The 14,403-nt window shown below is 72.8% G+C and carries 12 protein-coding genes and 1 pseudogene; 6 read left to right on the top strand and 7 right to left on the bottom strand.

Going from position 1 to position 14,403, the window contains the following annotated elements:
• Positions 1–3 precede the first annotated feature (3 nt).
• Complete coding sequence (locus AC5L35_RS28245; RefSeq protein ID WP_495062742.1) at positions 4–927, bottom strand: LysR family transcriptional regulator; 924 nt, start codon at positions 925–927, stop codon at positions 4–6.
• 324 nt (positions 928–1,251) lie between these two features.
• Here AC5L35_RS28245 and AC5L35_RS28240 point away from each other — a divergent pair, with 324 nt between their 5' ends.
• The 4 genes from AC5L35_RS28240 (at position 1,252) to AC5L35_RS28225 (ending at position 5,048) form a co-directional block, all read left to right on the top strand.
• Positions 1,252–2,121, top strand: coding sequence for an oxidoreductase (locus AC5L35_RS28240; RefSeq protein ID WP_495062741.1), 870 nt, complete (start codon positions 1,252–1,254; stop codon positions 2,119–2,121).
• 82 nt (positions 2,122–2,203) lie between these two features.
• Entirely contained in the window at positions 2,204–2,986 is a 783-nt protein-coding gene (gene trpC / locus AC5L35_RS28235; protein WP_495062740.1) for an indole-3-glycerol phosphate synthase TrpC, read from the top strand.
• Positions 2,973–4,490: a xylulokinase gene (locus AC5L35_RS28230; protein ID WP_495062739.1), complete on the top strand. Its 1,518-nt coding sequence runs from the start codon at positions 2,973–2,975 to the stop codon at positions 4,488–4,490. Before trpC ends, AC5L35_RS28230 begins: the two co-directional genes overlap by 14 nt.
• 45 nt (positions 4,491–4,535) lie before the next feature.
• On the top strand, positions 4,536–5,048 hold the full coding sequence (locus AC5L35_RS28225; protein WP_495062738.1) for a MarR family winged helix-turn-helix transcriptional regulator: 513 nt from the start codon (positions 4,536–4,538) through the stop codon (positions 5,046–5,048).
• A 333-nt stretch (positions 5,049–5,381) separates the two neighbouring features.
• On the opposite strand, the gene AC5L35_RS28220 is transcribed toward AC5L35_RS28225, so the two are convergent.
• Positions 5,382–7,241 (bottom strand): chloride channel protein, encoded by a 1,860-nt coding sequence (locus tag AC5L35_RS28220; RefSeq protein ID WP_495062737.1) that lies wholly within the window; start codon positions 7,239–7,241, stop codon positions 5,382–5,384.
• A gap of 161 nt (positions 7,242–7,402) precedes the next feature.
• Between AC5L35_RS28220 and AC5L35_RS28215 the strand changes: the two genes are divergently transcribed.
• Positions 7,403–7,561 (top strand): hypothetical protein, encoded by a 159-nt coding sequence (locus tag AC5L35_RS28215; RefSeq protein WP_495062736.1) that lies wholly within the window; start codon positions 7,403–7,405, stop codon positions 7,559–7,561.
• Between the two features lie 24 nt (positions 7,562–7,585).
• Here AC5L35_RS28215 and AC5L35_RS28210 read toward each other — a convergent pair whose 3' ends face one another.
• Positions 7,586–8,146 (bottom strand): hypothetical protein, encoded by a 561-nt coding sequence (locus AC5L35_RS28210; protein WP_495062735.1) that lies wholly within the window; start codon positions 8,144–8,146, stop codon positions 7,586–7,588.
• 148 nt (positions 8,147–8,294) lie between these two features.
• On the opposite strand from AC5L35_RS28210, the gene AC5L35_RS28205 reads away from it, so the two are divergent.
• A complete protein-coding gene (locus tag AC5L35_RS28205) occupies positions 8,295–11,630 on the top strand; it encodes a SpoIIE family protein phosphatase (RefSeq protein WP_495062734.1) in 3,336 nt (1,111 codons plus the stop codon).
• Between the two features lie 7 nt (positions 11,631–11,637).
• Here the strand turns inward: AC5L35_RS28205 and AC5L35_RS28200 are convergent, their stop codons facing one another.
• The 4 genes and pseudogenes from AC5L35_RS28200 to AC5L35_RS28185 form a co-directional block, all read right to left on the bottom strand.
• Positions 11,638–11,835 carry a hypothetical protein gene (locus AC5L35_RS28200; RefSeq protein ID WP_495062779.1) on the bottom strand — a complete coding sequence of 66 codons (198 nt, stop codon included), beginning with the start codon at positions 11,833–11,835 and terminating at the stop codon, positions 11,638–11,640.
• Positions 11,836–11,887: 52 nt separating this feature from the next.
• Positions 11,888–11,953: pseudogene (locus AC5L35_RS28195) on the bottom strand (hypothetical protein); the annotation flags it as partial.
• A 436-nt stretch (positions 11,954–12,389) separates the two neighbouring features.
• The gene (locus AC5L35_RS28190) at positions 12,390–14,024 is read right to left on the bottom strand and encodes an ABC transporter substrate-binding protein (protein WP_495062733.1); all 1,635 of its coding nucleotides are present in this window, start codon (positions 14,022–14,024) and stop codon (positions 12,390–12,392) included.
• A gap of 77 nt (positions 14,025–14,101) precedes the next feature.
• On the bottom strand, positions 14,102–14,377 hold the full coding sequence (locus AC5L35_RS28185) for a muconolactone Delta-isomerase family protein (RefSeq protein WP_495062732.1): 276 nt from the start codon (positions 14,375–14,377) through the stop codon (positions 14,102–14,104).
• Positions 14,378–14,403: the final 26 nt, after the last annotated feature.

Raw genomic sequence — 14,403 nt, 5'->3', positions numbered from 1 at the left:
CGGTCAACCCGGCGGCCCGTGCGGGCTGCGACCGTGCTCCCGCGCGATGCGGACGAGCGCGCGGACGCTGGTGTGCAGCGCCGTCGCGCGCTGGTAGGCGAGGAAGACGGTGCGTCCGACCGACGGATCGTGGATCCGGAGCCGGGCGACCTGGGGGTGGTGGTGGTCGTTCATCCCCTCGGGCACCACGGAGAGGCCGATCCCGGCCCCCACCATCGACTCGACGACGAACAGGTCGCTGCCCTCGAACGCGATCCGGGGGACGAACCCGGCACGGGCACAGGCGTTGACCATGTGGGTGCGGCTGCTGGCCCCGAGCTCCATCGCGATGAACTGCCGGTCGCGCACCTCGTGCAAGGACACGTCGGCGCGCCCGGCGAGCGGATCGTCGACCGGGACCGCGAGCAGCAGCGACTCGGTGAAGAGCGGCTCCACCACGATGTCGGTCTCCGTCGGTGAGACCGAGGTGAACCCGGCGTCGGCCTCGCCCCGCAGCAACGCGGACACCACGTCCGTCGCCGAGCTCTGCCGGCAACGGAACCGCAGGCCTGCCTGTTGCTCCAGCAGCTCGGCCAGCACCCGGGGGACGAAGCCGAGCCCGAGCGAGTAGGTGTGCGCGATCCGCAGGAGACGTTGCGGCTGCCCGGACTCGGCCCGCGTGGTGTCCACGGCGTCCAGGCGGGCCCGCAACACCGCATGCGCCTCCCGGACGAGCACGTGTCCTGCGGTCAGCATCCGGACCTGGCGGCCCGCCTGCTCGATCAGCGCGACGCCGAGCTTCTGCTCCAGACCTCGGACGCCGCGCTGGACGGTGGCGACGCTGACCCCCAGGTCCGTGGCCGTACGCCCGAAGTGCTCCCGCTCGGCGAAGCTCAGGAACAACTCCAGATCCGCGAAGGTGATCTCGCTGATGCGCGACTCGTCCACCCTCGAATTATCTCCGGGCGCGGGGCCCGGACATAACCTCGAAGAAACTTCGCAGTAGCGGGAGCAAAGGGTCGAAGGGCCCGTTTGCGCCTTTTCCCGCCGGCCTCCCTGGTCACGTCGTCGGGCAGCGGTCGACGTAGCCCGATCTCCCTGTTCAGTCAGACGCAATCGTCTGAGGAGGAGAGATCCCGTGGAAACCGATCCAAGCCGGTGCACCGCTCCACTCCTCCCCCCTTGTCGGGCCGCCACCGCCTCGCTAAACTGAACTGATCGTTCAGTTCATTATCGGCGCAGTGCAGCTCCGTGGCCCCCGAGGAGGACCGAGTGAGTGTGTGGTTCGTGACCGGAGCCTCCAAGGGCTTCGGCGCCCAGATCGTCCGCGAGGCGCTCGCCCGCGGGCACCAGGTCGTCGCGACCGCCCGCAACCCGCAGGCGGTGCACGACGCCTTCCCCGACGCCGGTGACTCGCTGCTGGTCGCGCCCCTGGACGTCACCGACCAGGAGCAGGCGGAGGCAGCAGCCGACGCCGCGGTGGAGCGGTTCGGGCGCATCGACGTGCTGGTCAACAACGCGGGCCGGGGGCTGCTCGGCGCCGTCGAAGAGGCCAGCGACGAGGAGGTCCGGGCCGTCTTCGACACCAACGTGTTCGGGCTGCTCGCCGTGACGCGTGCGGTACTGCCGATCATGCGGGGGCAGCGTTCCGGACGGGTGTTCAACCTCAGCTCCGTCGGTGGCATCGCCGTCGGCCAGGGCTGGGGCATCTACGGGGGCACCAAGTACGCGGTCGAGGGCATCTCCGAGGCGATGCGCCGCGAGCTGGCTCCGCTCGGGGTGCAGGTCACGATCGTCGAGCCCGGGACGTTCCGCACCGACTTCCTCGACGGCAGCAGCCTGCATGCCGCGCGGGCCGTGGTGGACGACTATGCCGCCACCGTCGGGCAGGTCCGCAACTGGGCGGGCACCGCCAACCACCAGCAGCTGGGCGACCCGGCCAAGGCCGCCACGGTGATCGTGGACGTCGCAGAGGTGCCCGAGCAGCCCGTCCGGCTCCAGCTCGGCGCCGACTGCGTGGCGCGGGTGGAGGAGCGCCTCGACGCGATCCGCACCGAGCTCGACGCCTGGCGCGAGGTCGCGGTCTCCACCGCCTTCGAACCCGGCCCGGAAACCACGCGTTCCGGCAATTCCACGCTGTGATGAAACCCGCGCACTCCCCGCTCATCACATCACTACTCTCGGACCGATAGATCGTGAAAAATCCACGCGGGAGAGGTGAACGGTGAGCGTTCTCGACGGAATTGTCGACGGTGTCCTGGAAGATCTCGGACAGCGCCAGCAGGCGGTGTCGCTGTCCGACCTGAAGGCACGCGTCTCGGACGTGCCCCCGGCCCTGGATCCCGTACCGGCGTTCCGTTCATCGGCCGTCTCCATCATCGCGGAGGTCAAGCGCAGCAGCCCGAGCAAGGGCGCCCTCGCCGACATTCCGGACCCGGCGTCCCTCGCCGCCGAGTACGCGGCCGGTGGCGCATCGGCGATCAGTGTGCTGACCGAGCGACGGCGGTTCGGCGGCTCGCTCGACGACCTGGCAGGCGTACGGGCGGCCGTCGACATCCCCGTCCTGCGGAAGGACTTCATCGTCACCCCCTACCAGCTGTGGGAGGCGCGGGCCTGGGGTGCCGACCTCGCGCTGCTGATGGTGGTCTCGCTCCCGGGCGGGCTGCTCGAGGACCTGCTGGGGGTGGCGCTCGAGCTCGGGCTCACCCCGCTGGTCGAGGTGCACACCGAGGACGAGCTCGCGCGGGCCGCGCAGGTCGGCGCCGAGGTCATCGGGATCAACGCCCGCGACCTCACCACCCTGGCGGTGGATCGCGGCGTGTTCGCCAAGCTGGCGCCCCTGGTACCGGAGGGAGCCGTACGCGTGGCCGAGTCCGGCGTCGCCGAGGCGGCCCACGTCGCGGAGTACCGCAGCTGGGGAGCCGACGTCGTGCTGGTCGGCGAGGCGCTGGTGCGCTCCGGCGACCCGCGCTCCGCTGTCGGCGAGTTCATCAGTGCGGCCGGCTGACCTGCTGTCACCGGGCACCGGTGCCGGGGACGTGATCCTCGGTATCGACGTCGGCACCACCTCGGTCAAGGTCGCCGCGTTCACCCCCGCCGGCACGTTGCTCGGGCAGCACAGGACCGGTTGCGCGATCTCCCGGCCACGGCCGGGATGGGCCGAGCAGGACCCCGTGGAATGGTGGAACCACTGCATCCGCGGGATCGACGCCGTGGTGGCGGGGCTGTCGGCGGAGCACACCGTCGGCTCGATCGGGATCGTGAGCCAGGTCAACACCCACGTCTTCGTCGACGAGAACCTGCAACCGCTGGCGCCCGCCATCATCTGGCAGGACCAACGCTGCAGCGCGATCGCCGCCGAGTTCGACGCACGGTTCACCCCCGAGGAGAAGGTCCGGCTCTGGGGCGCCCCCATCACGCTCGACGCGTCGTTCACCGCGGCGCGGGCACTCTGGTTCGCCCGGGAGGCTCCGCGGGAGTGGGCGCGGACCCGGTGGATCCTCAGTCCGAAGGACTTCGTCGCGGCGAGGCTCACCGGACAGGTCGCCACCGACGGCCGGGCCGCGGTGCGGCTCGCCGACCGCACCGGGACCCGCTACCTGCCCGAGGCGGTCGGCCTCGTCGACGGACTGGCGCAGCGCCTGCCGCCCATCGCCGATTCCACCACGTCGCTGGGTGAGGTGACCGATCCGCGACCGGGGGTCGAGGCGGCAGCCGTGGTCGTCGGGACGAGCGACACCTTCGGAGACGTCTACGGCACCGGGACCACCCGGCCCGGCCGGGCCATGATCACCTTGGGCACGTCGCTGGTGGCCGCGGGCGCATCGGCACGGGCCGTTCCCACGCGGGGGATCGCCACGTTCCCTCCCCGCGGCGGGATCTTCGTCCACGCCGGCCCCACGCAGGCGGCAGGCGACGCGTTGCGCTGGTGGGGCGAGGCTTGCGGCCTCCCGGTCGACACGGTGCTCGCAGAGGCCGCGGCGGCGCCTGCCGGGTCGTCCGGGGTGGTCTTCACCCCGCACCTGATGGGCGAGCGGGCCCCGCTGTGGGATGCCGAGGTCCGTGGCAGCTTCCTCGGGCTGAGCTCGGCCACGACCCGCGAGGAGATGTCACGCGCGGTCCTCGAAGGCGTCGCGATGTCGGCACGCCAGGTGCTGGCCGGAGTGGAGGAGGCGTGCGACATGCCTCTGGAGCAGGTCGTGCTCGCCGGGGGCGGCGCGCGCAGCGACCTGTGGGCCCAGATCCACGCTGACGTGCTCGGCCGTCCCGTCCGGCGGCTCCGCGTGCACGACACGGCGGTACTGGGCGCCGCCCTGCTCGGTGCGGTGGGTGCGGGGATCCACCCCGACATCGAGATCGCGGCCGCTGCCGTGGCCGGGACCGACCGGGTCGTCGAGCCGATCCCGGCGAACTCGCAGCGGTTGGGCCCGCTGTACGAGGTCTACACGGCCTCCCACCAGGCGCTCACCGAGATCCACGCCGCGCTCGCCGCCTGGCGCTCGGCGGACTGACCACGAGGATCCGGCGGCACCGGGCCGCGAGGCACACTGACGTGCATGGCGCGAGGGACGACGAAGGGACCGGATGTGCAGGCCGACGAGGTCGAGGCCGCGATGGCCGCGACCCGCGTCCTGGTCGCGTTGAGCGCGCGGTCGATCGCCGGCCTCGACAGCCGGATCACGCTCCCGCAGTTCCGGGTGCTGGTGATGGTGGCCAGCACCGGGCCGGTGAACCTCGGCGCAGTGGCGCGCGCGCTCGGCGTGCACCCGTCGAACGCCACGCGCGCCTGCGATCGCCTGGTCACCGCCGGCCTGCTCGACCGCCGCGACGACCCGGACGACCGGCGCAACCTCGCGCTCGAGCTCACCGACGCCGGCCGCGCGCTCGTCGAGCAGGTGATGGACGACCGGCGGGCCGCGATCGCCGAGATCCTCGAGCGGATGCCGGGGGAGCAGCGGCGGGCGCTCGCCCCGGTGCTGGCGTCGTTCGCCGCGGCGGGTGGCGAGGTGCCCGCGGCCGACGTGTGGGCGCTGGGCTGGACCACCTCGGCCGACGGGCCGGAGGAGTAGGAGGACCGGACTTCACGACAGAGGCTCCTATGGTTCGTCAGGCCGCCGCGGGGGCTGAGGTGTCCGTGGGCTGAGGGGTCCGCGGGCAGCGGGGATTCGGGCCGGCGGTGGAGCCGGCGGGCGAGATGGCGCTGGGCGCAGCGCCGCAGGCACGCGGCCCCGCGAGTCGCCCATTTCGCGTGCGCGAGTCGCCCGTTCCGCGCGCGAGTCGCCCGTTTCCCGCTGCGGGCGGCCACAGTGACAGCGTTGTGGTCCCGTGATGCTGTTCCAGGGCGACCTGAGGCCGCGTTATGTGTCCATGACGCGGTGGGGGTCCCGTGGCGATCCTCACGGTCAGACCACGACGTCCCGGGCCCGGCGTCCCCGCAGGCGCAACGGCCGTTCGCGGTGGTGCTCCTCGGCGAAGTCACGAAGCCGGCCGTCGAGGAGTTGCTCGACGGTGACCAGGCCGAGGAGACGGTCCGGGTCGTCACGGGCGACGACGGGCGCGGCACTCACGGCCGCGCCCGCGAACCGGGAGGCGACCGTGCGGAGGGTGTCGTCGGCGCGCACGATCACCGGGTCGGCGATGGTCACGTCGGCAACCGTGCACGCGCTGAGGTCCGGGGCGACGAGCGCCTGCCGGGGCGCGACGCCCACGAGCCTGCCCCCGTCGTCGAGTACGGGGAACAACCGTTGCAGCGGGAACCGCTGGGCCGCCGCCTGTTCGAGCGGGGTGCGGCGCGGGACCACGGCGTCCAGCACCGACGCGGTGATCGGCAGCGGGTCGGACCGGCGCAGCGTGACCGGATGCAGGTGCATCACCTCGTCGGTGAACAGGACCTCCAGCGGGTCGACGTCGTACTCGCGGGACACGTGGTAGCCGCGGCGGGCGATCCGCTCGGTCAGCACCGAGCGGCGCAGGACCAGCGCCGACACGAGGTAGGCGGACGCGGACGCGATCAGCAGCGGCAGCAGCGCGGGCCAGGCCCGGGTGAGCTCGAGGGCGAACACCACACCGGTCAACGGGCTGCGCATCACGCCACCCACCACGGCGGCCAGCCCGATCACCGCCCACAGCCCGGGTGCCGAGGCGGGGAAGACGTGGCCCTCCAGCGCGCCGATCGCCGCCCCGATCATGAAGATCGGTGCGAGCACGCCGCCCGACGTGCCGGAGCCCAGTGACAGTCCCCAGATCAGGGCCTTCACCGTGAGCACGCCGACGATGAGCGTCAGCGTCGCCCGGCCGGTGAGCAGTTCGTCGATGACGTCGTAGCCGACCCCGAGCGCCCGGGGCTGGATCAGTCCGCCGATCCCGATCACGAGGCCACCGATCGCCGGCCACCACATCCAGTGGATCGGCAGCCGTCCGAACGCGTCCTCCGACAGGTAGACCAGCGCCGTCAGCGCCACCGCCAGCAGGCCGCCGATCACCCCCGCCGCGACGGACAGCAGGTCGACGACGGGCGTCGCCACCATGCCGGAGGTGGCGACCGGGAAGATCGGACCGGCGCCCAGCAGCGGGGCCCTGACGATCGTGGCCACCGCGACGGCGGTCACGACGGGCACGAAACTGCGGGGCCGCCACTCGAACAGCAGCAGCTCAACGGCCAGGAGCACCGACGCCAGCGGCGCGTTGAACGTCGCGGCCATTCCCGCGGCCGCGCCCGAGACCATCAGGGCCTTGCGCTCGTCGGCGGACAGGTGCAGGTGCTGGGCGATGATCGAGCCGATGGCCCCGCCGGTCATGATGATCGGGCCCTCGGCGCCGAACGGGCCGCCGCTGCCGATGCTCACAGCGGCGGACACCGGCTTGAGCACGGCGACGCGCGGCGCCACGCGGCTGCGGCGCAGCACGATGGCCTCGATCGCCTCCGGCATGCCGTGGCCGCGGATCTTCTCCGACCCGAACCGGGCCATCAGGCCGATCACCAGGCCCCCGACCACCGGCGCGGCGAGGATCAGCCATGCCGGGTGCGGCACGGCTCCCGGCGCCACGAGGTCCGTCTCGACCCGTCCGTAGAAGACGAGGTTCGTGATCAGTCCGATCAGCCGCAGCAGCAGCCACGCGGCGACCGCGCCGAGCGCGCCGACGGGCACCGCCCAGGCGACCGTCACCAGCACCCGCCGGCTCAGGGTGAAGTCGCCGAGATGCGCCGGTCTCCCCCGCGTGCCCGCAGTGCCGTCCTGCTCCGCTCCGACGCCGTGCTCCATGGATCCATGGAGCCATCACCTCGGCGTCCGCGCAATCATTGCGTTAGCACAATCACTGCGAAACCCCGCTCGGCTCGGGATTCGCGCACCGTTCGGCCGGGTACGACTCTTGTCATGCAGGCGCCCAGGAGCGGGCACCTCGGGCGCACCAGGAGTTCTTCATGGGCCTCATCATCGGACTTCTCATCCTCTGGGTGATCGTCGTCATTGTCGGTTTCATCGTGAAGTCGCTGTTCTGGCTCGCTATCGTCGGGATCGTCCTTTTCGTGGCCACCATCGGATTCGGCGCTCTCCGTCGCCGCAGCGGGTCGGTGCACTGAGGGCACCGCACCCACCCGGCCACGTCAGTGCAGGAACAGCTTCAGGCTCACGGTGGCCAGGCCGAGCACCCCGCTGAGGGTCGCCCACCCCCACGCACCGACGCCGGTGGCGCCCGCGCGCCGGGCCGCGAGGTACCCGAGGGCGACCAGCAGCAGGGTCGACGTGCCGAGTGACGCGACCACCGCCACCGTCAGCCGCGAGCTGAGCAGGTAGACCACGACGAGGACCACCAGTGGCAGGTAGGCCGCCTCGACCATCGGCCAGCCCGCGCGCGCCACGCGGGCGAGGCCGGCCCGGGTCTCCCTCCAGCCCGCCCGCCGGCCCCGCACGCCGGCGGCGAGCAGGTGGGCATACCGCTCCGCCAACCAGTACACGAGCAGGGTGACCAGCACCGTCACCAGGATCTCGCCGAGCGACCCGTGCAGGCTTGCCGCCACCAGCACGGCGGCGCCGACCACGGTGCCGTGAATCGCGTTCGCGAGTTCGTGCTCGTCGTGCCACCGGTCCCGGTGCAGCTCGGCGGCCCGCACGATCCACGCGGCGGACGGCGCGTGCGCCCGCAGGTCGTCGTGACCGTCCGCCACCGCGCCCACCTCCCTCGCTCCGGCATCCCACCGTGCCGGTCCGGCACGGGCCGGCGCATCCCCCGCACGGCATGAGCCGCGGCGGTGACCTGGCCGGGCGACTTCGCTTCACAGAGCGCGATGCCGCCCGGCCGGTACGATTCCGTCGGTGGACCAGGTGGGGCGGCGGCTCTCGTCGCGCGACCGCTTCCTCGCCCAGCTGGAGCGCGCTCTGCAGCCGCTGCAGGACCCGGACGAGATCATGGCGACGGTCGCGCAGCTCATCGGCGAGCACATGCAGGTCGACCGCAGCGCCTACGCCGAGGCCGAGGCCGACGAGGACCACTTCACGATGACCGGCAGCTACGCCCGTGGGCTGCCCGAGCTGACCGGCCGGATGGCCATGTCGGACTTCAGCGCCGACACGCTCCGCTGCATGCGCGATGGCGTGCCGTACGTCCTGGCCGACGCGGAGACCGATCCGCGCGTGCTGCCCGAGCAGCGCGGCATCTACCACCGCACAGGCATCGTGGCGGTGATCTGCGTCCCGCTGCACAAGGCAGGCCGGTTCGTCGCCGCGATGGCGGTGCACCAGCGGACCCTGCGCGTGTGGACGGCAGCCGAGATCGACCTGCTCACCACGGTCGCCGGGAGGTGCTGGGAGTCGTTGCAACGGGCACACGCCATCGCGGCCGCGCGGGAGAGCGACGAACAGTTCCGGCTCCTCGTCCAACGGGCCACCGACGCGATCTGGCTCGCCGACGGCTCCCGTAGGTACATCGACGTCAACCCGGCGGCCTGCGCGCTGCTGGGGTACTCCCGGGAGGAGCACCTGATGCTGGGGGCCGAGGACATCGTCCGGCCCGAGGACATCCCCCGGCTGAACGGGCTGCTCACGGCGCTGGCCGACGGTGCCTCCGTCACCGAGGTGTGGGAGCTGCGCCGTCGCGACGGCAGCACCGTGCCGGTGGAGCTGAGCATGCGCTCCGCCGGGCGTGGCCGCGTGCAGGCCATCGGCCGTGACATCACGCAGCGGCGGCGCGCCGAGGCCGAACGCGAGCGGCTGTTGCGGCGCGAGCAGGAGGCCAACCGCCAGCTGCAGCTGCTCCAGCAGGCCACCGCAGCCCTGTCAGCGGCCGCGACTCCCACGCAGGTCGGCGCGGCGACCGTCGACCAGCTCCGCCGGTTGCTGGGCGCCCGCTCGGTCGCGGTGTGGAGGCGGGGCGAGGCGGGCGACCTGCAGGCGCTCGCCGTGAAGGGCTGGCCCACCGAGATCGTCCGCACCTGGTGCGAGCTGCCGCCCGACGCCGCGGGGCCCGTCACCGAGGCAGCGACCGAGGGCCGCGCGGTCTGGCTGGACACGGACGACTCGTGGGCGGGCCACGACGCGCATCTCCGGGAGGAGCTGGCCCGGCACGGCATCGACGGGCTGGCGTGCCTGCCGCTGCTCGCCGCCGAGCGGCGACTCGGCGTGGTGACCATGGCGCTGCCCCCCGAACGTCCGCTCGGTGCCATGGAGCGGGCCAGCGCCGAGTCCCTCGTCGAGCAGTGCGCCCAGGCCCTGCACCGCGCCGGCCTGCTGCACGCCGAGCGGGGGGCCCGCCGAGCCGCGGAGGAGCTCAGCGGCATCGTCGCCGCTCTGTCGGAGGCCACCACCCCCGCCGAGGTCGCCGACGTGGTGCTCGACCACGCCGCCGGGCTCGGGGCGGAATCGGCGGTCCTGATGCTGCGGGAGGGGCCGCACCTCCAGCCGATCGCCGGGCGGGGGCCCGCCGCTGCCGCGTTGCCGCGGGTCGCGCTCGACGCCCCCGATCCGCTGGCCGAGGTCGTTCGCAGCGCCCGGGCGGTGTGGAGCGGCTCCCCGGTCGCGGTGCCACTGCTGTTGTCGAACAGGGCGGTCGGCGTCCTCGGCCTGTGGCTCGCCGCGGAGGAGGGCGCCACCCCGGAGCTGGCCGCGGACCAGCGCGGCCCTCTGCTCACCGCGGCCGGCCAGTGCGCGCAGGCGCTCGACCGGGCCCGGCTGCACCAGGCCGAGCACGAGGTGGCCGACGTCCTGCAGCGCAGCCTGCTCCCCCGCGAGCTGCCCGCGCTGGCCCGGCTCGCCGCGGCGGCGCACTACACACCCGCGGCCGAGCACGCCCTGTCCGGCGGGGACTGGTACGACCTGCTCCCCCTCGGTGGCACGCGTGTCGCGCTCGTCGTCGGCGACGTCGTGGGGCACGGCCCCGGGGCGGCCGCGGTCATGGGGCAGCTGCGCAGCGCACTGGCCACCCACCTGCTCGACGGGTGCTCCCCCGCCGCCGCGCTCGAACGGCTCGACCGGTTCGCCGCCCGGCTCCGCGGGAGCACCGGCAGCACGTGCGCCTGCCTCACGTTCGACTGGTCCACCGGTGACCTGCGCTGGGCCATGGCCGGCCACCCACCGGTGCTGCTCGTCGAGGGGGACGACGCGAGGTTCCTCGACGGCGGCGCCGGTGCGGTGCTGGGCCTGCGCGGCCGCCCGCCCTACCAGGAGGCCCGCACCACCGTGGCGCCCGGATCGTCGGTGATCCTCTACACCGACGGGCTCGTCGAGCGACGCCACGAGGTGGTGGACGTGGGGCTCGACCGCCTCCTGCAGGTCGCCGGGCGGCTCGCTCACCAGGGCCCGGACGACCTGGCCAGAGGGCTCGTCGAGGCCGTGCTCGACGAGGTGGGGCCCGCCGACGACGTGGCGCTGCTCGTCGTGCGCACCGTCCCCGCCCCGCTGCACGGACGGCTGCCTGCGGCCGCCACCAGCATGAGCAGGCTCCGGAGAGCGGTGAGCGACTGGGCGGCCGCCGCCGGGCTGCCCGAGGAGAGCACCGAGGACCTCGAACTGGCCGTCGGTGAGGCCGCCGCCAACGCCGCCGAGCACGCCTACCCCGACGGCGGCGGCGAGTTCGACTACTCACTCGCCCGCACCGACGACGGTGCCGTCGACGTGCGCGTCCGTGATCGCGGCCGGTGGCGGGCCGTCCCGGCGGACAACGGGCACCGCGGGCACGGGCTGCGGGTCATCGGCGAGCTCGTCGAGGGGTTCGTGATCGACCGCGGTCCCGACGGCACCGAGGTGCGGTTCCGGCTCCCCGCTGCCGCGCCTGCGCCCGACGGCAGGCCCGGCGGCACCGCGGCGCACAGCCGCTCCGGGACCCGCGCCCCCGTGGGGGCGAGCGTCGAGCATCGGCAGGGTCCCGCCGGGCAGCGGGTGCTCGCCGTCCACGGCGACCTGGACCTGGCCGGACGCGACATCGTCAGGGCCGCCCTGCTCACCTCCGCCGGGATCGACGGTCCGCTCGTCGTCGATCTCACCGATGTCGGCTACCTCAGCAGCGCGGGGGTCGCGCTGCTCGCCGAGGCGAGCGCCATCGCCGGTGAGGCGCTCTCGATCGTCGTGGCTCCCGGATCGGCGCCCGCCCGGGTGCTGGAGCTCACCGGTCTCGCCACCGCGCTGCCCGTGGTCACGGCGGTGCCGACCGGGCCATGAGCCGGCGTCAGCCGTGGCCCAGGATCAGGCGTCCGCAGCGGTCGCCGACGTGTCCGCCCGCGTCGATGAGCACACGGTCGATCGTCTTCCCGCGGTCGAACGCGAGGCGCGTGACGAGTGCGTCCGTCATCACCGTCAGACGCGGATCGGTCAGGTACGGGGCCAGGAACGTGGTGAACGCGTCCTGCCGGATCCCGTTCACCACGTTGAGCTGCGTGTAGGCGACCCCGAACTGGCTCTCGCCGTTGTAGTTCGCGTTGAACGGATAACCCGCCTGCGGCCCAGCCGTCGTAGTCGGCGGGGTTGCCGCGGACCCAGACCATCCCGTTGACCGAGCTGCTGCCGCCCTCCAGCCTGCCGCACGCGAACGACTGCCGCCTGCCCAGCAGCGCCGGCTGCGGCTCCGACTCGAACGGCCAGTCGGCCGTGGAGCCCGGCGCTGCCAGACTCTCCGACCTTGTGAAGTCCCGCACGTCGGGCCGGTTGTTGGAGCCGCCCGCCTCGATCAGCCGGACGCCGGCCCGCGAGTCGGCGAGAAGCCGCGCGGCCAGGGTGCAGCCCGGTATGTCCTTCGCACGGGAGCGCCGCCTCGAGCTCTCCGCCGTGTGCGATGAACGGCGGAAAGCCCGGGCAGCAGAATAACGCACGTCTCCCGGTCGAGGACCGTCGAATTCCTCGCTGTTCTAGGGCGCCCGTTCGCGCTATTCGGGATGCCTACCGGATTTCAGCCGGAGTTTCGCCTTCGAGTGGCTCTCCCCGTCAGCGGTCGAGCCAGGTGGTGCCGAAGAACATGTCACGGGTCAGGTACCGCACGACGCCCTTCACCTCGGGCTTCGCGATCGTCGAGAGGTAGCCGCGGCTGGTGTAGGCCATCGAGATGTCCTGGTTGGTCACCAGCTGCACCTGCTGGTAGAGGCGCGTGCGCTCGGCGTCGTCGGTGGTGGCGGCGGCCCTGTCGAGCAGCGCGTCCACCTCGGGGTTGGTGTAGCCGCCGTAGTTCTGGTTGCCGCCGGTCCGCAGGACGTTCTGCGCCGCCGGGTACGGCGAGTCCACCGGCCCGCCGACGGTGCCGGCCAGCTGGAAGTCCCGGCTCTGCACGACGCTCGAGGAGTACTGGGCCAGGTCGAAGAACTGCGGTTGCACGGTGATGCCGATGGCGGCCATCTGCGCCTGGAGGAACTCGGCGAACGCCATCCGGTTCGGGGCGTTGGTCGTCTTGTAGACCACCGTCGTGCTCCCGCCCTCGGCCACGTACTCGGCCACGAGCTGCTTCGCACGCTCGGGGTCGTAGGACGGGTACGCGGCGGCCGCGTCCGGCGTCTGGTACTCGCTGCTGTCGCCGAAGTACCCGTGCGCCGGTTCCATCCGCCCGCGGTACTGGGTGGCCGCGAGCGCCTGGGTGTCGATGCCGCGCACCAGGGCCTCGCGCATCCGGTGGTCGTTGAACGGCGGCTTCTCGTGGTTGAAGTAGAGCCACTCGGCGCCGTGTCCGGATCCGTAGTAGACGGTCAGGTTCGGGTTCTCCGACCCGCGCAGCAGCTCGGTGTGGTAGCCGCCGAAGATCAGGTCGACGTCCCCGTTCTCCAGTGACGCGTACCGGCTCTCGGTGTCGGGCAGCGGCCGGAACTGCAGGCCGTCCAGGTAGGGCATGCCCTCCTGCCAGTAGTTCGGGTTGCGCGTCAGCTCCATCCGGGAGTCGCGCGCCCAGTTGCCGAGCACGAACGGGCCGGCGCCGACGGGGTTGTTCGCGATCTGGTCGCCGTACTTCTGCAGCGCGGCCGGCGAGATGATCTGGCCGAGGCTGCCGGTGGTGAAGCTGCCTGCGAAGGCCGTCGGGAACAGCCCGAACGGTGACTTCAGCCGGAACTCCACGGTGAGCGGGTCGACGGCGGTCATCGACTCGATCGGTTCCGTGTACCGGTGTCCCGGGGAGGACGCCTTGTCGATGTGCCGCTGCACGTTGACGATCACGGCCTGCGCGTCCAGCGGCGTGCCGTCGGAGAAGGTCACGCCCTCCCGCAGGCCCATCCGCCAGGTCTGCCCGCCGTCCGAGCTCTCCATCGACTTCGCCATGTACGGCTCGGCCGAGCCGTCCGGCTTGAGCTTCATCAGCGAGTCGTAGACGGCGAGCGCCGCCTGGTTGGTGTTCTGCGCCGTCGGGTCGAACCCGACGACCTCGCGGTCGGTGCCCATGATCAGCACCCCGCCACGCTTCGGGGTCCCCTCCGTGGCGGGATCACCCCCGTACGGGTTGACGGTGCGGATCCCGCCCCCGGCGGCCGCTGTGTCGACTCCAGGCGCGGCGCCGCAGGCGGCGAGTACCAGCGCACACAGCGTCGCCGCGAGCGCCGCCAGCAGACGGGTTCGGGGTCGGCGGGTCTCCGTGGTGGTCACACGATCTCCTCGTCGAGCTCGTCGGCCGGATTCGATGTCGTCGCCCGAGACCGTCGCCACCGGCTCGGGCGGGGTGATCACCGTTCCTGTGGGTGGGTCGCCAGCGGTTGCACGGTGATCTCGAGCCACGGCCACATCGGGAGCGTCGTGAGTGCGTCGTGCAGGACGGTGGCGTCGGCGGCGGTGAAGAGCCCGACCCAGTCGGTCCGTCCGGGCACCCGCCACAGCCGCTGCAGCATCCCCTCGGTGCGCCACCGGCCCGCGACAGCACGCTCGAGCGTGCGCATCTCGGCGCGGCGCTCGGCCGGGAAGTCCCGCGGCAGCTGGTTGCGGGCGTGAACGAGGAACTCCATCACGCTCCTCCCGCCGGATCGGCCGG

Source organism: Pseudonocardia sp. OZ21 (genome assembly GCF_059359135.1).
This window is presented reverse-complemented; position numbering and strand designations above follow the sequence as displayed.

What these genes read in the sequence shown, in the direction of transcription:
- AC5L35_RS28225 (WP_495062738.1), top strand. Translation starts at nt 4,536, where the DNA reads ATGGCGCGAGGGACGACGAAGGGACCGGATGTGCAGGCCGACGAGGTC.
- AC5L35_RS28220 (WP_495062737.1), bottom strand. Translation starts at nt 7,241, where the DNA reads ATGGAGCACGGCGTCGGAGCGGAGCAGGACGGCACTGCGGGCACGCGG.
- AC5L35_RS28215 (WP_495062736.1), top strand. Translation starts at nt 7,403, where the DNA reads ATGGGCCTCATCATCGGACTTCTCATCCTCTGGGTGATCGTCGTCATT.
- AC5L35_RS28185 (WP_495062732.1), bottom strand. Translation starts at nt 14,377, where the DNA reads ATGGAGTTCCTCGTTCACGCCCGCAACCAGCTGCCGCGGGACTTCCCG.